Genomic DNA, 18,183 nt, shown 5'->3' on the forward strand with positions numbered 1-18,183 from the left:
AAAGTCCGACCGAAGCACAGGTGGTGAGGCAATGGCTGCCCAGGCGCCCGGACACGCCCGCAACGCCGGCACGCCATGTCGTGCGGCCAGGCGCGAGGCGGGCCCATGAGCACCAACCCGTTCGGCGGCCTCTTCTTCGGCGGCTGGGGCGACTACCGGCTCTGGGCCGAACACGGATTCCAGCCGCAGTCGTCGGTGGAGAGCGTCGCCGACACCGAGACCGAAGCCGCGGGCCTCGAGGCGCCACCCGAGACGACGCAGGACATCCCGGCCCACCCCGACCCGGCCCCCGATCCGCACCCGGCCCCCGGCGAGAACCGGTCCGTCGGCACCGACCCGGACCCGCCCGGGCTTCCGCTGGTGCGCCCCTACATTCGCACCGGAGGCCGCACCAGGCCGACGCAGCGGCTCGGTGTCGAGACACTGATCTCCGCGCACCGGCACGTTCGCCTCGACACGCCGCGGCTGACGGCCGACCACCGGCTCATCTGGCTCACCTGTCAGACGCCGCAGTCGACGGCCGAGCTGGCCGCCCGGCTCGGGCTGCCCATCGGCGCCGCCCGCGTGCTGATCGCCGACCTGGTGGACCTCGGAGCCGTCCGGGTGCACGAGAACCGGCTGACCGCCGAGCACCGGCCGCCCCTCGAGCTGATGATCCGGGTCCGCGATCGCCTGCACGACCTGGTGTGAGGACCACGGGAACCGAAACGGATCCACGCGGCATGGGCCGAGTGGTCCGGCCTGTGATTGTGTTGTTTTCCAGTACGCTGGAGCGGCATCCCGCTCAGCGCGGTGCGACGGGACGCGGTGTGGGGAGGAAACGACGTGTATGCCGAAGAGCGCCAACAGGCGATTCTCGAGCGGGCCCGCGCTCGCGGCAGGGTGGATGTCACCGCACTCGCCGAGGAGTACTCCGTCACCACCGAGACCATCCGGCGCGACCTGACGTTCCTCGAGCGGCACGGAGTGCTGCGCCGTGTCTACGGCGGCGCGATCCCGGTGGAACGGCTCGGCTTCGAACCCGCGCTCGCGACCCGCGAGGCCGTGCTGACGGCCGAGAAGAAGCGCATTGCCAAGGCCGCCCTCGAAGAGCTCCCCGACGAGGGCAGCATCCTGCTCGACGCGGGGTCCACCACGGCGCGCTTCGCCGAGGAGCTGCCCACCGACCGCGAGCTGACCGTGGTGACCCACGCCGTCAAGATCGCGCTCCACCTCGCCACCCGGCCCAACATCACGCTGATGCTGCTCGGTGGCCGCCTGCGCAGCCGCACGCTGGCCACGGTCGACTCGTGGGCGCTGCACGCGCTGAGCGAGATCTTCGTCGACGTCGCGTTCATCGGCACCAACGGGATCTCCGTCGAGCGCGGGCTGACCACACCGGACCCGGCCGAGGCCGTCATCAAGCGGGCCGCCATCGCCAGCAGCAGGCGTTGCGTGCTCCTGGCCGACCACACGAAGGTGGGCAACGACCACTTCACCCGGTTCGCGGAGCTCAAGGACATCGACACGTTCATCACCGACGACGGCATCGACGGCGCGGCGGCCGACGAGCTGGCCGACGCCGGGCCGCGGGTCGTCAAAGTCTGACCGGCGACGCTGCGCCGAGATCCCTTCCCTGACCCCAGCTCGATACGACGTTGGCGTAGTAGGCTGGGCAGCTGTGGGTCGTACGGAACGCGGGGCTGTGCTCGGGCCGCTGGAGTCCGACGTCATGGAGATCCTGTGGCGGGCAGAGGAAGCACTGCCGGTGCGCGCCGTGCTGGCCCAGCTGAACGCGAAGCGGGCTGCGCCACTGGCCTACACGACGGTGATGACGGTGTTGTCGAGACTGACCGAGCGGGGCGTGGTGCGGCGGCAGCGGACCGGGCGGGGCTATGTCTACTGCGCGGTGTACGGCAGCGCGGCCGAGATCGCGGTACGGCAGTTGCTGGACGACTATGGCGACGCGGCCGTGGCCTCGTTCGTGGAGCAGGTCGGCGGTGACGAGCAACTCCGGTCGCGGCTGCGTCGGCTGGTGGATGACCCATGAGCCGGGACTGGCCGCTGTTCGCTCTGGTGACCGCCGCGGTCGCCAGCTATCCCGCCCTGGTTCTGTCGGGGTGCGTGCTGACGCTGCTGAGCGGAAAGGCCGCGGCGCGCGAGCTGTGGCTGGACGGCCATCCGGGCGCCCTCCTGGCCCCGGTGCTCGCCGGAGTCAGCGCGATCGCCGTCGTCAACGCCGCTCGCGTGCTGGCCCGCGGGCTGTGGCACACGCACCGGTTCCATCGCTGGATCGCCGGCCTGCGGACACCGGCGCCGAGCACGGGCCTGGCGCGACCTGGCGCGCTCGAGGGCGTCCAGGTGATCCCTGCACGCGAGCCGCTGGCGGTCACCGTGGGGTTGTGGCGGCCGTACGTCGTGGTCAGCAGCGGGCTCGTCGCGGAGCTGAGCGAGCAGGAGCTGCGCGCCGTTCTGGCCCATGAGCAGGCGCACGTGCGCAGGCGGGATCCGCTGCGGCTGCTGCTGGGCCGGACGCTCGCCGCCCACCTGTGGTTCCTTCCAGTGGCGGCCGATCTGCGGGGCCGTGCCCGCCGGGGGTACGAGCTGGCCGCCGACCGGCACGCGGCGAAACGGTGCGGCCGGGCCGCGGTTGCCGGGGCACTGCTGCGGGTCGCGGCGCTGCCCCCGGCCTCCCCGGCGTTCGCGGCTCATTTCGCCGGGCCGGAACTGCTGGATGCCCGGGTGTCGCAGCTGGAGTCCGGACGCCCTCCGCGGCCTGCCGCGATCTCCCGGCGCCGCGCCGCGCTGACCGTGGCGGGCGGGCTGGTGTTCGCGCTCGTCGTGGCGGCAGCGTGGACGTTCATGCTGCTCACCTGCCCCTGCGTGATGCCTCTCCAGGTGGCGTAGTGCCGCGCACACCGCTCGGTGCCTCGCCGTGGGTCACGACTGCGGCTTTCTCGCGGCGAGCCGCTCCACGATGCCGTACCCGAAGCGTTCCTGCCGCTCCACGGTGAAGCCCTGCGCCCGCACGTGCGTGATCGGTCGCCGCCGGAAGTGCTCCTCCCCCAGCGGGATGGTGACCAGTTCCAGCAGGCGCTGCACGACGCGCAGCGGGGCCGAGGTACTGACGACGTGATCGGCCAGCACCAACAGCCCGCCCGGCCGGAGCACGCGCCACATCTCCGCGACCGCGGCCCGGTCGTCCGGGATCGCGCACAGCGAGAATGTCGCCACCACGGTGTCGAACGAGGCGTCCGCGAACTCCAGCCCGTGCGCGTCGCCGACCCGCGCATCCACGGCGCGGCCCAGCTCCGTGGCCCGTCGGCGGGCGTGCTCGAGCATGGCCGGGCTCAGGTCGATCCCGGTCAGCCGCACCTCGGCCGGATACCACGGCAGGTTCAGCCCCGTGCCGAGCGCGACCTCGAGCACCTCCCCTTGCGCCTGGCCACAGACCCACTGCCGGGTGTCACCGAAGAAGCGCCGGTCCCAGAAACCCATCTGCCTGTCGTAGGAACCCGAGTGCTTGTCCCAGTAGCGACGCAGCCGCTCCGGATCCTTCTTCGCCGCAGCCATGCCATCACCCTTTCGTCGACCCGCTCCACACTACTACTTTTTGGTAGTAGTTGGGAGCAGGCGCCGGCACCGCGTTCCCGTGACAGTATCGGCAGCGTGGTCGAGCTCCGGGACGCGAAGCAGGACGACGCTCACGCCATCGCCACCGTGCTGGTGCGGTCGTGGCGCGCCGCCTACCGCGGCCTGCTCCCCGACGAGGTGCTGGCCGGCCTGTCCGTCTCGGACCGGGAACAGTCCTGGTCGGACGTTCTCACCACCCGCCCACCGCGCACCCGCGCGGTCGTCGCCACGATCGCGGACACCATCGTCGGCTTCGCCGCGACCGGGCCTCCGCTCGTCCCCGCCGACCGCTCCGACGCCACCCTCGGCGACCTCTACGCCCTCTACCTCACCCCCGGGGTCTGGCGCCGCGGCATCGGCACCCAGCTCCACGCCGCCGCCCTCGACCGGCTGCGTTCCTGCGGCTTCACGCACGCCGGTCTGTGGGTGCTCGACGGCAACGAACGCGCGCTGCGCTTCTACCTTCGCCACGGCTGGACCGACACCGGACGCACCCAGCTCGACCGAGGACCCGGCGGCACCGAGCTGCACGAGCGGCGGCTGCGGCACGACCTGAGCGGGTGGTGAGTCCGGCGGTAGCGCACGGGGCGACCCGCGCGCTACCGGTCGGCGAAGTGGTCGACGAGTCGCTGGTGTCGTGCACGGCCATCCCGTACAGGACGGGTCCCTGCCGCCTGCGGTCTCCAGGATCTCGCGGGCGTCGTCGCCGTTGGCGTTCCCGCGCCGAGGTCGTCAGCCGGCGCCGAGGAACTCGCGGGTGAGCTTGACCAGGCCGGTGGGATCGGCGAACCAGTCCATGTGCCCCTGGTCCTGCACCTCCACCAGCCGGCTGCCCCGGATGGCTGCGTGCAACTGGCGGGAACCCTCGATGGGGATCATGGCGTCGTCGATGAAGCCGATCACGAGGGTCGGCGCGGTGATGGCGGGCAGCAATGGGCGCACATCGACCCGGGCGCCGAGGTCGATCTGGCGGCCGATGCCAGGCGGCGGCCAGGCGTCGGCCAGCGACTGCGCCAGCCCCTGGTGGCCGAAGCCGTCCAGGGCCGCCCGGCTGAATCCGGTGAGGGCGGCGAAGCGCTTGAACAGTTCCCGGTCGGCATCCAGCAGCTTGCGGAAGGTCTGGAAGTAGTACTGGTCGCGGGGACTGGTGGAGTGTGCCCAGCCGCCGACCAGAACCAGACGGCGCACCAGCTCAGGGTGGGTGGCCGCGACGGCGGCGGCCGCGACGGCTCCCAGGGAGAAGCCGAGCAGGTCCACCGGGCCCGTCACGGCGGCCCTCGCCGCACCGGTGACCTGCTCGGCGATCAGGTCGAGGGTCAGCGGGGAGCCGTCGTCGCTGGTGCGGCCGCTGCCGCTGAAATTGGGCCGGACGACCGTGCGGGCCGAGCTGAAGTGGTCCACCACGTTGCCGAAGACCTTGTCGGCATCCCCGCCGACGCCGTGCACCAGCACCAGGCCGGGCCCCTGGCCGTCGACTTCGTAGTGGACGTCGGTGTTGAGAACCGAGACGTGAGGCATGAGGACCATCGCTCCTTGAGTCAGCACTGATTAGCTTAGCGCTAAGATAATCAGGGCTCAGGCGAGCGTCAACTAGGCGAGCGCTAAGATATTTGCCGGGAGGTGGCCGATGACCGACGCAGTGGCCGTGGCACTGGAGCAGTGGCGCCGCGAGCGCCCCGACCTCGACCCCTGGCCGATCGGCGTCGTCGGCCGGATCATGCGGATCTCCCGCATGTGGGACAAGGAGATCAAGAGTTTCCTCGCCGGACACGGCCTGGAACCCGGCGAGTTCGACGTGCTGTCCACCCTGCGGCGCTCCGGCGCGCCCTACGAACTGACCGCCGGGGCGTTCCTGAGGACGTCGCTGGTCACCACCGGCGCCATCACGCTGCGGGTGGACCGGATGCAGGACAAGGGGCTGGTCACCCGTATCCGCGACGGCGACGACCGCCGCTCGGTCAGGATCCGCCTCACCGACCATGGCCTGGAGGTCATCGACCGCGTCCTTCCGCTGCACCTCGACAACGAAGCCCGTCTGCTCCAGGCTCTCGATCCGGAGGCTCGCGCGCAGCTGTCCGCCATGCTGAGCACGCTGCTGGAGTCCTACGGCGACACCGGCGGGCAGTGAGAGAACGACGACGGCGCCAGTCGCGAAGCGGGGTCGCGGCGACGGCGAGGGTCACCGCGGCGGCGTAGGCGTAGGCGTTTCCGGTCAGCAGGCGCCAGGCGTCCCACGGCGCGTCCGGGTCCCACCACCAGTGCGGTGCGAGGACGACGAGCAGCGTGGCCGCGCCGACCGCGGCGAGCACGCTCGCGCGCCGCCCGCGCCACGCGAACACAGCGCCGGTCAGCAGAACCGGCACCACCCACACCCAGTGGTGCGAGTACGAGACCGGAGACACCAGCAGCGCGCCGAGCGCGTTGAGGCTCAGCGCCCACGCCGGCCACCCCGCGGCGAACGCCCGCCGCATACCGAGGACGGTCAGGCCGAGTATCGCCACCGCGAGCAACGGCCACGGCAGGCCCGGATCCACCCCGAACCGCACCAGCAGCACCTTGAGCGACTGGTTCATCTCGTTGGACATGCCTCGGAACTGGGAGGAGTAGAGCACCTCGTGCGTCCAGAACCGCACGGAGTCCGGCCAGCTCACGGCGAACCCCAGGGCCGTCGCGCACAGGAACGACGCCCCCGCCGTGAGCGCGGCCCGGCGGTCGCCCCGCAGCACGAAGAACAGGATGAAGGCCGCGGGGGTCAGCTTCACCGCCGCGGCGATGCCCACGAGCACACCACGCGGCCAGCGCGGCGCGCGGACCAGGCAGTCCGCCACGACCAGCGCCATCAGCAGCGCGTTGATCTGACCGAAGTGCAGCGTCTCGCGCACCGGTTCCAGGGCCAGGCCGACCGGCACCAGCGCACCGACCAGCAGTGCGGTGGGGCGCACCTCCAGCGCGCGCAGCACCACCACGAGCACGAGGGCCACCGCCGCGACCGTGGCGAGCGCGAACGCCGCGCCGGCCAGCCAGAAGGGCACCACGGCGAACGGCGCGAGCACGACGACCGCGACCGGAGGGTAGAGGTATGGCAGGTGCCTGCCGTTCCGCAGCCTGGGCAGCTCCCCGTACAGGTCGCCGTCCTGCCACCACACGTGCACGGCGGCCCGGTAGACGTCCAGGTCCATGCGGTAGGCACTGGCGAGCGCCCCGTCCCGGAAGGACAGCAGGACCCACGCGACCACGGCGAGGTTCACCAGGACCACACCGACGAGCGCGGCCTTGCGCGCGGCGTTCACCTCCGCCTCCTCCCGGTGCCGCGGTCGAGGGGCGGTCGGCGTCGTCACCGGCCGCACCTCCGTGCCCTCTGCGGACACGGGCCCGAGGCCCCCGCGGTTCACCGTGGCGGCGAAGACGTCGATCTCATCGGATCGGGACCGGCGATGCCCCGTTCTCCGAGGCACTCACCGACCCGGCTCAGGCTGCTTACCGGCGAGACGTGGCAGACCAGCGGGCCGTCGCCGGATGCGAGAGCCGAAGGGCGTCCAGAGCCCGCCCGGCGGTCTGGGTGATCAGTTCCTCGACCGAGCCCGGTTTCGTGTAGAAGGCGGGCACTGGAGGCATGATCGTCGCGCCCGCGTCGCAGGCCTGTGCCATGAGCCGCAGGTGACCCGCGTGCAACGGCGTCTCCCGCACCAGCAGCACGAGGGGGCGCCGTTCCTTCAGCGTCACGTCGGCGGCGCGCACGAGGAGGTTGTCGTCGTAGCTGTTGGCGATGCCCGACAGGGACTTGACGCTGCACGGTGCCACGAGCATCCCGTCGGTGGGAAACGACCCGCTGGAGATGGCCGCGCCGAGATCGTGCTCGGAGTACACGTGGCAGGCCAGAGCCCGCACGTCCGCGACGCCCAGGTCTGTCTCCTGCGCCAGCGTGGCACGGGCGGCCTTCGTGAACACCAGGTGTGTCTCGACCCCCAGCTGGCCGAGCAGCTCCAGCGCTCGCACGCCGTACAACACTCCCGAGGCGCCGGTGATGCCGACCACCACCCTGGGCGGGAACCGATCCGTTTGCATCGCGCTACCCTCCGGCTCCGAAGTGGACGTGTTTGAGCTCGGTGAACTGCTCGATGCCCTCGACCCCACGGGTGCGGCCCAGCCCGGACGCCCCGTACCCACCGCTGGGCATTTCCGCATACGAACGGTTGTATCCGTTGATCCAGACCGTGCCGGCACGGATCCGGCGGGACACTCGCCACGCCCGGTCGAGATCCGCCGTCCAGAGCGAGGCGGCGAGCCCGTACGGCGTGGCGTTGGCCAGCCGGACGGCGTCGTCCTCGTCGTCGAAGGGCTCGATGCTCAGCAGCGGCCCGAACACGTCGTGCTGGATCAGCGGGGAGGTGACCGCGGCACCGGTGACCGCAGCGGGGGTGACGAAATGCCCCGGCAGGCCGTCGGCGTCGGCGCGTTCCCCGCCGGTGAGCAGCGTCGCGCTCGTGCGGGCGAGCGCGGCGTACTCGCGAAACCGGTCCAGCGCCGGAGCGGAGATGAGCGGACCCAGCTCGGTGCTGTCGGCACGGGGATCCCCCGGCCGCAGCGAGCGCAGCACGTCCACGACGCGGTCGCGCACCCGGGCCAACACCGTGCGCTGCACGAGGAGCCGGGTGCACGCCATGCACATCTGCCCCGCGGTGATCACAGCGGCCCGCGCGGCCTTCTCTGCCGCGGTGTCCACATCGGCGTCGGCGAACACGGTCATGCTGGCCTTGCCACCGAGTTCGAGCAACGCGCGGGTCATGTCGGGTGCGGCCGCCGACCGGATCGCCGCGCCGACGGCCGTCGACCCGGTGAAGGCCACCGCGCGCACCAGGCGGTGGGTGACAAGTGCGTCCCCCACCGCGGCGTCACCGACCACGACACGCACGACATCCTCGCCGAGGCCCGCCTCGTGGGCCAGCCCGACGGCGCGCCGGGTCACGAGCGTCGTCTGCGGGGCCGGCTTCACCAGTGCCGTCACCCCCGCGGCGAGGGCGGGCGCGAGGTCACGCAGCAACAGCAGCAACGGCCAGTTCCACGGCACGATCAGGGCGGTCACGCCCACCGGCTCGCGCACGAGGTGTGCCTGGGAGCCGTCGGGCAGCGTGCCCGCGCGGCCGTGGACGAGCCGGGTGAGCCCCGCGTTGTACCGGAGGGCGTCGATCGATCCCGCGACCTCGATGCGGGCTTCCCGTACCGGCTTGCCGCTCTCGGCGACGAGATCGTCGGCCAGCTCGTCCGCATGCCGTTCGAGCAGGTCGGCCCAGTGCCAGAGCAGGTGCTGGCGCAGCTTGCCGTCCACCGCCCAGCTGCCGCGCTGCGCCTCGTCGGCGGCACGCACGGCCTTGTCGAGCTCGCCGGGTGTGCAGGCGGGGACCTCGCCGAGCGGATGCAGCCGGGCGGGATCCACCGGCCGCGCGTCCTGTGGTGTCTGCCAGGAGGAAGCCATCAGACGAACACCCCGCCACCGTCGACGACAACGGTCTGCCCGGTGACGAAGCCGCTGTCCGGACCGACCAGCCACAGCACGACACCGACCAGGTCCTCCGGGACCATCGCGCGGGGCAGCGACCGGCCGGCCGCAGCCGCGGCCACGTACCCGGCTTCGTTGATGGTGCGGGTGGCCTCGTCGTCGACGAGGCCCGGCGATACCGTGTTGACGCCGATGCCGTCGCGGCCCAGCTCTCTGGCCGCGGCCCTGGTCAGCCCCTCGACCGCGGCCTTCGAGGCCACGTAGTGCGCGAAGCCCGCCGCGCCGGTACGGGTGACGACCGAGGCGACGTTGACGATCCGGCCACCACCGCGCTGCCTCAGCGCGGGCAGCGCCGCGCGGATGACCTGCCAGGTGGCCCGCACGTTGACGCGCAGCACGGTGTCCCACTCCTCGAGAGTCAGTTCCTCGAGCGGGCGCTTGCGGCCGAGGCCCCGGTAGACGGCGGCGTTGTTCACGACGGCATCGAGCCCGCCGAAGCGTTCCACGGCCAGTCGCACCGCGCTCTTCACGTCGGCGTCGCCGGTGATGTCACACGTCCGGAACACGGCGGACCCGGGTCCCTTGCGGGTCGCCTCGGCCGCCGCGGCCGTGCCGTCCGCGAGGTCCACCGCGACGACGTCAGCACCCGCCGCCGTGAGTCCGTGCAGGTAGCTCACGCCGATGTCTCCGGTGCAGCCGGTCAGCAGGACGACCTTGCCGTGCAGGTTCGGTGCGGTCACCGGGCCTCCTTCACGTTCACAGTGGACAAGTCCGCTTCGGACTCCATGTTTCCGCGCGTCTCCGGGCTGACCACGTTCGCCACGAGGAACACCAGGACCACGGCGGCGAGGAAGATCATGAGCCTGCCGGGCACGTCGGCAAGCCCCGGGCTGGCCAGGTTGACGAACGTCGGCATCAGGCCGCCGATCATGAAGCCGATGTTCCAGCAGACTGCGGTGCCGCGCGAGCGCAACGCCGTCGGGTACCGCTCGTTCAGAAACACCATCACGGGGGCATAGGCGGCGTTGGCCAGAAACGCCAGCAGTGCGACGTAGCCGAGCATCGACGCGGTGCTCGCCGGGTCCGTGCTGGTGATCAGCCAGATGAGGAGCGGAAGTGCCGCAAGGTTGACGCCGCCAATGGCGAGCATCGTGCGCCGCCTGCCGAGAAACTCCGACAGGTGCCCGGCGAGCACAGCTGCCACGACCACGCCGAGGTTGGACACGAGCAGCATCACGCCCTGTGCGGTGCTGTGGACACCGTTGACCTCGCCGAGCAATGTGGGCAGGAAACCGGAGGTCAGGTAGTACTGGGAGCCGGCCCCGGCGACGAGCAGGATGTTCAGGGCGAACATCCGCCCGCGACCGCCGCGCACCAGGTCGCTGATCCGCACCTTCGCGGGCGGGCCGGTCTCGCGCATGGCCCTCCACAGCGGGGACTCCTCCACGCCACGCACCACGAGGTAGCTGAGCAGGGCCGCGACGAGTCCGGCGAAGAACATCACGCGCCAGCCCCACGCGTCGAACTGCTCGCCGGGAAAGAGCTGGCTCACGAGGATGTAGAGGCCGCTGGCGAGCGCGGCACCGAGTCCCGCACCGCCTCCGCCGACGAGTCCGGACATCATGCCGCGCCAGCGTGGGGGCACGCTCTCGGTGCCGAGGGTGTGCGTCGCGGCGACGACTCCGCCGACGAAGATCCCCTGCACGAGGCGTAACGCGAGGAACAGCAGCGGCGCGACGAGGCCGGCTGTCGCATAGGTCGGCACCACACCCATGGCCGCTGTGGACAGTCCCACCCCCGCGAGCACGATCACCATCGTCTTCTTGCGGCCACTGCGGTCGGCAACGGCTCCGAAGATCGCAGCGCCCGCGGGACGCAGCAGTACGCTGACCGCGAATGAGGCATACACGGCGGCCAGGCTCAGCGTCGGGCTGTGCGCCGGAAATATCAGCTCACCGACCGTTCCGGCGATGTAGAGCAGGATGAACAGATCGAACAGATCGAACGCCCAGCCCGCGACGGAGGCGAAGGCGGCGTAGAGCGTGGCGCGACGGGACAGTCCACCGGTGGCAGAGACCGGCATACCCACCTCCTCGTGAGACATCGCGTCCTTCTTCCGGAATTACAGTGCGCAGGGCGTCGCGGGGCGATGGGCACTTCCCTACCGCACCGGTAGGCAACGCCTATGGGTCAAGGCCGTCCGCTAGGGAACCGGGTTGGTATCGTCCACTGTGTCCGGAACTACGTCGCTGAACTCCCGTGTCTCGGCGAGCAGGCGGTCGAGCAGGGCGAGCGCCGCCGGAGCGAGTCGTCCTCCGGAACGCCAGACCACACCGAGTTCCCTGAAGTCGCGCGGGTCGTCGAGCGGAACCACGGTCGGGTACCCGGCGGCGACAAGGCGCGGTACGACCGAGACGCCGACACCGTTGCGGACCATGCCGCACAGCACGGAGAGCTGCTCGGTCTCCACGGTGACCGTCGGGGTGAACCCGTGCCGCTGGCAGGTCGACTCCAGCAGCGCACGCAGCCCGGAGCCTTTGAGCATGCCGACGAAGTCGGCGCCGGACAGCTCGGCGAGATCCAGTTCCGCACGGTCGCGCAGCGGATGATCGGGCGGCAGCATCGCCACCATCGGTTCCCGGATGAGGACCTGCCCTGTGATGCCGGGCCTTCCCCACGGTGCCCGCACGACCGCCAGATCCAGCTCCCCGACCTGTACCATGCGCTCGAACTCGCCCGAGACGTTGTGCTCGATCAGCCGCAGCTCGATGTCCGGGTGCGCGGCGCGGTAGTCGGCGAGCACCCTCGGCAGCAGGGTGGCGCCGACGCTCGGCAACGCACCGATGGCCAGTTTGCCCCGTTGGAGGTTCCGTACGGCGACCGCCTCTTCGCGGGCCCGTTCCAGGTGGAACAGTGCGGGCCGGGCGTGTTCGAGGAAGGCCTCGCCCGCCGTCGTGAGCGTGACCTTGCGGCCCAGCCGCTCGAACAGCTCGACCCCGAGTTCCTTCTCCAGCTTGCGGATCTGGACCGACAGCGAGGGCTGCGCGAGGTACAGCACCTCGGCGGCGCGCGTGAAGCTGCCCGCCTCGGCCACGGCCGCGACGTAGCGGAGCTGGTGCAGTTCCATCGCCGCGCTCCTGATCGTCGCTGGTCAGCCACTGCGGACAGTATGTTTTGGACGGTTTCAACAGTATGGTCCGCCTGATGCCACGTCAACGTGCGCCGCGGCTGCGGCGCGCCGGGCGGAGCCGCTCCAGCAGGGTGCCGAGCATGAGCCGGATCGCACCGGGCGGCTTGACCGGGCCTTCGGGCGCCCTGCCCGAGGTCGCGGCCTCGCCCACCGAGGCGGCGAACTGCTCGAACATGCGGCGGCTGATGTCGCCGGCCAATGCCCTGCCGAACTGGGCGATCCTGCCGGTGAGGTAGACCTTGGCGTCGGCACGCAGCACCGTGCCCTGCCCCACGGCCTCGGTGCGCAGCTCGATGTCGGCCTGCGTCTGCGCGCCGCCGGTGTCTCTGCCCTGGGCGAGCACCCGAAGGCGGCCGGAGGCGCGGTCGTGTTCCAGGATCCGGGCCGCCCCGGTGAAGGCGAGCTTCACGGGCCCGACCGCCATCTTGGCGCGCCCGGCGTAGAGTCCGCCGCCCAGGTCCTCGGTCAGCTCGGCACCGGGCAGGCACCGGGCCAGCAGGTGGATGTCGTCGAAGACGTCCCAGACCTGCCCGGAACCCACCGCGACCTCGGTCGAGACGCACACGGTGACGGTGGGCTCCCCGCGTGGCGGCACGACGTCCACGGCGACCGGCTTCTCCGGCCCCGCCGCGGCCTGCTGAGCGTCGTGACCCGCCTGCCCCGCCGCGCGGCCGACCAGCGCCCTGGAGCCGCAGTTGGCCGGGGCGGGAAGCCCGTCGGCGGACTCCTCGCGCGCCTCGCGGACGGCGGCGATGATGTTGCGGTAGCCGGTGCACCGGCAGAGGACACCGGACAGCTCCTGGGGAAGCTCCTCCGTCGGCACTTCGGGTGTCGTGGCGAGCAGGTCGTAGGCGCTCAGCAGGAAGCCCGGCGTGCAGAACCCGCACTGCAGGGCATGGTTGCGGCCGAACGCCTCCTGCAGCGGATGCAGCCGGTCCGGCCTGCCGAGACCTTCCACGGTCACGATGTCGGCGCCGTCGAGCTGCACCGCGAAGAGAAGGCATGCGCGGGCGGCCTGACCGTCGACCAGGACCGTGCACATGCCGCACACCCCGTGCTCGCACCCGACGTGCGTGCCCGTGAGACCCAGGTGGTCCCGCAGTGCGTCGGACAGCGTGACTCTGGCCGGGAGCCGGAGGGTGGCCGGAGTGCCGTTGACCGTCAACCGCACCTCGACGAGGTCCCCGGCCTCGGCGCGTACCGGGCGCGGCGTTCGCTCACTGGTCGTCATCGCGCTCCTTCCTGCCTGCCCGCGCCCGGGCCTTGCCGATCTCCCGCTCCGCGAGCACGCGGAACAGCCGTCGCCGGTAGTCGCGCGACGCGTGCCCGTCGCCGTCCGTGTCGACCATCGCGTCGAGCAGATCCCCGGTGACCTCGCCGGTCACCGTGCGCGTCACGGGGCGGTCCGAGATGCCGAAGCCGGTGACGGTCACCCGGTTGTCCCGAACGTGCACGGCGACCCCGGCGAGAGCGAAGTCGCCGTGCCTTCTGGCGATCTCGGCGAAGCCGTAGCCATCAGCGCGCCGGGCCAGGGGCAGGCGCACGGAGGTCAGCACCTCGTCGGGCCCGAGCCCGGTCATCATCGCCCCGGCGTAGAACTCGCGGGCCGCGACCTGCCGCGGGCCGGTCCTGCCCGACAGCGTCACTGTCGCGTCCAGGCAGCAGGCGACCGCGGGCAGCTCGGCGGCCGGGTCGGCGTGTGCCAGGCTCCCGCACACGGTGCCGCGGCTGCGCAGCTCCCGGTGGCCGACCCACGGCAGCGCCATGCCCAGCAGGGGCACCTCGGCGGAGAGGCGATCCCGCTCGACGGCACGCTGCCGGACCGTGGCGCCGATCTCGACGGCACCGTCCGAGCGCTCGATGCGGCCGAGCTCGGCGATGCCGTTGATGTCGACGAGCACCTCGGGCCGGGCCAGCCGCATCGCCAGCACCGGCACCAGCGACTGTCCTCCCGAGATGACCTTGCCGCCCCCGTCGGCACTGGCCAGCTCGGCCACCGCCTCGTCCAGAGTGGACGGACGGGCGTAGGCGAACGGCGCTGCCTTCACGCTCCGGTCACCGGCCTTGGAACTTCGGTGCGCGCTTCTCGGTGAACGCGGCCACGCCCTCGGCGAAGTCCCCGCTGGACCGCAGCATCGCGTACGCCTTGCGCTCCAGCTCGATACCGGAGTACAGCGGCGCATCGGTGCCCTTGTCCAGCACTTCCTTCGCGGTGCGGGCGGCGAGCGGCGAGAAGCCGAGCAGCGTGCCGACGATGCGCTCCACCTCGGCATCGAGTGCGGTCCGGTCGGGCACCACGTTCGCGACGAGTCCCCAGTCCCCCGCCTGCTGCGCGTTGATCCGCGTCGCCGTCATGATGTGGTACTTCGCCCGGGACAGCCCGATCAGCCGCGCGAGCCGTTGGGTACCGCCCGAGCCGGGAATCATGCCGAGCCGCATTTCCGGCAGCGCGAACTCGCTGCGCTCCGTGGCGACGCGGATGTCCGTGGACAGGGCCAGCTCCAGTCCGACGCCGAAGCAGTAGCCGTCGACGGCGGTGATCACGGGCTTGGGGCTGCGCGAAGGGGCGGTCACGTTGTGCCCGAGGTCGGTGAAGTCGATCGGGTCGACCTCCATGAAGCCGGCGATGTCACCGCCGGAGGAGAAGTGCTCGCCTTCGGCCTGGATCACGACCACGCCGATGTCGTCGTCGGCGTCGATCTCGGCGAACCGGTCGGCCATCACCTGCCTGGTCTCCCAGGTGATGATGTTGTACTTGCCGTGGTCGAGGGTCAGGTACGCCACGCGGCCGTCGTGGCCGCGGTCCAGCCGGATCTCGCCTCCGGTGAGTGGCATCGTCAGTTCGTCCCTTCTGTCGTGCGTTCCAGCAGCCCGTGCACGACGTCGCCGTGCAGCGGCAGGCTCGTGATCTCGACGCCCTCGTGGCGCAGCGCGTCGGCGACCGCGCCCGCGATGGCCGCGGGCAGGCTCATGCTGCTGCCCTCTCCGCAGCCCTTGGCGCCGAGCTTCGTGAGCGGAGACGGCGTCTGCAGGTGGTCGCTGTCCAGCTCGTAGGCCGTCTCGGCGGTGGTCGGGCACAGGTAGTCCATGAACGTCGCCGCCGGTTGCCCGGACGGTGAGTAGCGCATCTCCTCGTACAGCGCGCCCCCGATGGCGTGGGCCAGCGCGCCGTGCACCTGCCCTTCGAGCAGCACCGGATGCAGGATCGTCCCCGCGTCGTGCACGGTGAACACCTGCTCCAGCCGGATGCTTCTGGTGTCCGGGTCGATCGACACGACGGCGAGCTCGGCGACGAACCCGTAGCACAGGCTTGAGTTGATCTGATCGGTCCTGCTCGCGGCCTTGGACTCCGGCGGGGTGAACGCCGCCTCCTCGTACAGGCGGGCGGACACGCCGTCGGGCAGCGAGCCGGGATCCCAGTGGACGAGCCCGGCCGCGTGCCGGAACGGCACCGACTCCTCCGGCCGCTCGCGCAGCCGGACGACGCCGTCGGCGAGCTCCACGGCCTCGGCATCGGTGCCGAGCAGCGTGGCCCCCGCGATCTTGATCGTCTCGGCGAGACGCTCGCACGCCTCGACGAGCGCGCTGGTGAGCAGCGGAGCGAACCGGGACGAGTAGCTGCCCGAGGTGATCGTCCACGGCGTCGTGGCCGTGTCCATCTCGACCACGGGCCGTACCTGGTCGCGGGGCAGGCCGAGCGTGTCGGCGACCACCGCCTGGGCCACGGTGGCGTGACCCTGGCCCTGCGGGACGGTGCCGAGCAGGACCGATACCACCCCGTTCGGGTCCACCGTGACCCGCACGTGCTCGGTGGAGCCGGACTTGCCGCGGCCCGCGGCACGCTGCTCGGCGGGAGTGGCCAGACCGACGTAGCCGATGTTGGTGGCGGACGGGTCGACGATCGTGGCCACGCCGATGCCCAGGTACTCGCCGCGCCGGCGCGCCGCGGCCTGCCTGCGCCGCAACGCCTCGTAGTCCGCGTTCTTACAGAGCATGTCCAGCGCCGTGTGGTAGTCACCCGAGTCGTAGACGCCGCCCGTGGGTGTCGCGTACGGGAAGTCCCGGCCACGGACGAAGTTGCGCCTGCGCAGCTCGACCGGATCGACGTCGCAGCGCAGCGCGATCGTGTCCACGAGCCGTTCGAGTCCGAAGTAGAGCTGCTGGCCACCGAACCCGCGGTTGAGCCCGGTCGGGGTCTTGTTGGTGACGACGGCGCGGGAACGGATCTCGACCGCGTCGATGCGGTAGGCGCCGGTGATGTTGCCGAAGCACCGGTACAGCGTGCTGGGCTCCGGCGGACGCAGGTAGGCGCCCACGTTGTCGATCAGGTCGGCGCGCAGCCCGCGGATCCGGCCGTCGGCCGAGACGGCGGCCTCGAACCGCATCTTCCTGTCCGAGCCCGCCGAGCTGGCGAGCAGGTGCTCGATGCGGTCCTCGGTCCAGCGCACCGGCCTGCCCGCGTGCTTGCTGGCCAGCGCCACGAGCGCGACGTAGGGGTAGATCCCCGCCTTGATGCCGAAGCTGCCGCCGATGTCGGCGGGGATGCGCAGCCGGACCCGCGACGCGGGCATCCCGAACGCACCGGCCAGGACGGCGACCATCGAGAACGGGCCGTGGAAGTTCGACCAGGCCTCGATGGCGGGCCCGCCCGCCTCCTCCTGCCACTCCGCGACGACCGAGTAGCACTCCATCGGCGTCGACGAGTAACGCGGGAAGTCGTACTCGCCGGCGACGATGTGGTCGGCGGTCGCGAACACCTCGCTCACGTCGCCGAAGGTGAAGGTGCGGTCGGTGGCGACGTTGTCGGCGGCCTCCTCGTGCAGCAGGGGCGCGTCCGCGCCCAGCGCCGCCTCGATGTCGGTGACGTGCGGCAACGGCTCGTAGTCGACGTCGACCAGCTCGGCGGCATCCTCGGCGAGGTAGCGGTCGGCCGCGACGACGACCGCGACGGGCTCGCCGACGAACCGCGTCCTGCCGACGGCCGTCGGGTAGTACGGCATCGGGGTCTTCACGGCCAGCGGGAACGGCTTGAGCTCCGCGGCGACCTCCTCGGGCCCCACCACGGCGGCCACACCGGGATGACGCCGGGCCCGGGTGAGGTCGACGCCGCGGATCCGCGCATGCGGGTGCGGGCTGCGCACGATCGCGGCCGTCAGCGTGCCGGCGAACGGGTCCAGGTCGTCGAGGAACCGGCCACGGCCGGTCAGCAGCGCGGGGTCCTCGATACGGGCACAGCTCATGGCTTCTCCTGCAGGTCGCGCTCGGCCAGCACCTCGTAGTGCCCCGCGCCGAGCTCACGGCGCAGGATCTTGCCCACGGCCGACTTCGGGATCGACGGCACGGCGACCACGCGCTTGGGCCGTTTGAGTGAGGGCAGGCCGGCGTCGTCCCGGGCGAACCTGCTCAGCTGTTCGACCGCACGCGCGGGCTCGGCACCCTGTTCCGGCACGAAGAACGCCGTCACGGCCTGGCCCCAGCGGTCGTCGGCGGTGCCCGCCACGACGATCTCCCGGACCGCGGGGCACCGCGAGAGCGCGTCCTCGATCTCGTCGGGGTAGATGTTCTCTCCCCCGGAGTTGATCATGTCGTCGACGCGTCCGGACACCCACAGGTCGCCGTCGTCGTCGGCGACGGCGAGGTCACCGGGGAAGTACCAGCCGCCACGGATCGTCCTGGCGTCGGCGTCGGGGCGGTTCCAGTACCCGGCGAACGCCTCGGGACTCGCGATCGACACGGCGATCTGGCCCTGCTCCCCCGGCCCCACCACGTCGTCGGGGCTCGCACCCGGCTCGGGTGAGACCAGGCGCACGCGCGAGAACACGCCGGCCCGGCCCGCACTGCCCGGCTTGGCCATCACGTCCGGGCCGATGGTGAACGTGTAGAT

General features: G+C 71.6%; 18 protein-coding genes and 1 pseudogene. 6 read left to right on the forward strand and 13 right to left on the reverse strand.

Annotated features, from left to right (window positions below; genetic code table 11):
- Nucleotides 1-105 precede the first annotated feature (105 nt).
- The 4 genes from BAY60_RS25150 to BAY60_RS25165 all read left to right on the forward strand — a co-directional run bounded on the left by BAY60_RS25150 (nt 106) and on the right by BAY60_RS25165 (nt 2,886).
- Nucleotides 106-690, forward strand: a complete 585-nt coding sequence (locus BAY60_RS25150) for a DUF742 domain-containing protein (protein ID WP_170160537.1) — start codon at nt 106-108, stop codon at nt 688-690.
- A 135-nt stretch (nt 691-825) separates the two neighbouring features.
- Nucleotides 826-1,587, forward strand: a complete 762-nt coding sequence (locus BAY60_RS25155; RefSeq protein ID WP_112283476.1) for a DeoR/GlpR family DNA-binding transcription regulator — start codon at nt 826-828, stop codon at nt 1,585-1,587.
- Nucleotides 1,588-1,660: 73 nt separating this feature from the next.
- Nucleotides 1,661-2,029 carry a BlaI/MecI/CopY family transcriptional regulator gene (locus BAY60_RS25160; protein WP_245992795.1) on the forward strand — a complete coding sequence of 123 codons (369 nt, stop codon included), beginning with the start codon at nt 1,661-1,663 and terminating at the stop codon, nt 2,027-2,029.
- On the forward strand, nt 2,026-2,886 hold the full coding sequence (locus BAY60_RS25165) for a M56 family metallopeptidase (RefSeq protein ID WP_112283477.1): 861 nt from the start codon (nt 2,026-2,028) through the stop codon (nt 2,884-2,886). The genes BAY60_RS25160 and BAY60_RS25165 overlap by 4 nt, the downstream gene beginning before the upstream one ends.
- 33 nt (nt 2,887-2,919) lie before the next feature.
- Here the strand turns inward: BAY60_RS25165 and BAY60_RS25170 are convergent, their stop codons facing one another.
- Nucleotides 2,920-3,552, reverse strand: coding sequence for a class I SAM-dependent methyltransferase (locus tag BAY60_RS25170; protein WP_112283478.1), 633 nt, complete (start codon nt 3,550-3,552; stop codon nt 2,920-2,922).
- Nucleotides 3,553-3,648: 96 nt separating this feature from the next.
- Here BAY60_RS25170 and BAY60_RS25175 point away from each other — a divergent pair, with 96 nt between their 5' ends.
- A complete protein-coding gene (locus BAY60_RS25175) occupies nt 3,649-4,179 on the forward strand; it encodes a GNAT family N-acetyltransferase (protein ID WP_170160538.1) in 531 nt (176 codons plus the stop codon).
- A 165-nt stretch (nt 4,180-4,344) separates the two neighbouring features.
- Here BAY60_RS25175 and BAY60_RS25180 read toward each other — a convergent pair whose 3' ends face one another.
- Nucleotides 4,345-5,130 carry an alpha/beta fold hydrolase gene (locus BAY60_RS25180; protein WP_112283612.1) on the reverse strand — a complete coding sequence of 262 codons (786 nt, stop codon included), beginning with the start codon at nt 5,128-5,130 and terminating at the stop codon, nt 4,345-4,347.
- Nucleotides 5,131-5,239: 109 nt separating this feature from the next.
- Between BAY60_RS25180 and BAY60_RS25185 the strand changes: the two genes are divergently transcribed.
- Nucleotides 5,240-5,740, forward strand: coding sequence for a MarR family winged helix-turn-helix transcriptional regulator (locus BAY60_RS25185; RefSeq protein ID WP_112283479.1), 501 nt, complete (start codon nt 5,240-5,242; stop codon nt 5,738-5,740).
- A 277-nt stretch (nt 5,741-6,017) separates the two neighbouring features.
- Here BAY60_RS25185 and BAY60_RS38075 read toward each other — a convergent pair.
- From BAY60_RS38075 to BAY60_RS25240, 11 genes and pseudogenes are all read right to left on the reverse strand, one after another.
- Nucleotides 6,018-6,791, reverse strand: a pseudogene (locus BAY60_RS38075) (glycosyltransferase family 87 protein); the annotation flags it as partial.
- Nucleotides 6,792-7,089: 298 nt separating this feature from the next.
- A complete protein-coding gene (locus tag BAY60_RS25195; protein WP_112283481.1) occupies nt 7,090-7,677 on the reverse strand; it encodes a UbiX family flavin prenyltransferase in 588 nt (195 codons plus the stop codon).
- A gap of 4 nt (nt 7,678-7,681) precedes the next feature.
- Nucleotides 7,682-9,085 carry an aldehyde dehydrogenase family protein gene (locus tag BAY60_RS25200; protein WP_112283482.1) on the reverse strand — a complete coding sequence of 468 codons (1,404 nt, stop codon included), beginning with the start codon at nt 9,083-9,085 and terminating at the stop codon, nt 7,682-7,684.
- Nucleotides 9,085-9,849: an SDR family NAD(P)-dependent oxidoreductase gene (locus tag BAY60_RS25205; RefSeq protein ID WP_112283483.1), complete on the reverse strand. Its 765-nt coding sequence runs from the start codon at nt 9,847-9,849 to the stop codon at nt 9,085-9,087. Before BAY60_RS25205 ends, BAY60_RS25200 begins: the two co-directional genes overlap by 1 nt.
- The gene (locus tag BAY60_RS25210; RefSeq protein WP_112283484.1) at nt 9,846-11,192 is read right to left on the reverse strand and encodes an MFS transporter; all 1,347 of its coding nucleotides are present in this window, start codon (nt 11,190-11,192) and stop codon (nt 9,846-9,848) included. Before BAY60_RS25210 ends, BAY60_RS25205 begins: the two co-directional genes overlap by 4 nt.
- Before the next feature lie 120 nt (nt 11,193-11,312).
- Complete coding sequence (locus tag BAY60_RS25215; protein ID WP_112283485.1) at nt 11,313-12,236, reverse strand: LysR family transcriptional regulator; 924 nt, start codon at nt 12,234-12,236, stop codon at nt 11,313-11,315.
- Between the two features lie 85 nt (nt 12,237-12,321).
- Complete coding sequence (locus BAY60_RS25220) at nt 12,322-13,530, reverse strand: xanthine dehydrogenase family Fe-S subunit (protein WP_112283486.1); 1,209 nt, start codon at nt 13,528-13,530, stop codon at nt 12,322-12,324.
- Nucleotides 13,517-14,347 carry an FAD binding domain-containing protein gene (locus BAY60_RS25225; protein WP_112283487.1) on the reverse strand — a complete coding sequence of 277 codons (831 nt, stop codon included), beginning with the start codon at nt 14,345-14,347 and terminating at the stop codon, nt 13,517-13,519. The genes BAY60_RS25220 and BAY60_RS25225 overlap by 14 nt, the downstream gene beginning before the upstream one ends.
- A gap of 7 nt (nt 14,348-14,354) precedes the next feature.
- The gene (locus BAY60_RS25230) at nt 14,355-15,134 is read right to left on the reverse strand and encodes an enoyl-CoA hydratase/isomerase family protein (RefSeq protein WP_112283488.1); all 780 of its coding nucleotides are present in this window, start codon (nt 15,132-15,134) and stop codon (nt 14,355-14,357) included.
- A 2-nt stretch (nt 15,135-15,136) separates the two neighbouring features.
- The gene (locus BAY60_RS25235; RefSeq protein ID WP_112283489.1) at nt 15,137-17,539 is read right to left on the reverse strand and encodes a xanthine dehydrogenase family protein molybdopterin-binding subunit; all 2,403 of its coding nucleotides are present in this window, start codon (nt 17,537-17,539) and stop codon (nt 15,137-15,139) included.
- Nucleotides 17,536-18,183: AMP-binding enzyme (locus tag BAY60_RS25240; RefSeq protein WP_146771076.1), on the reverse strand; the 648-nt coding region annotated here is incomplete at its 5' end. The genes BAY60_RS25240 and BAY60_RS25235, both read right to left, overlap by 4 nt.

The organism is Prauserella muralis (assembly GCF_003202285.1).
GTDB classification, from domain to species: domain Bacteria; phylum Actinomycetota; class Actinomycetes; order Mycobacteriales; family Pseudonocardiaceae; genus Prauserella_B; species Prauserella_B muralis.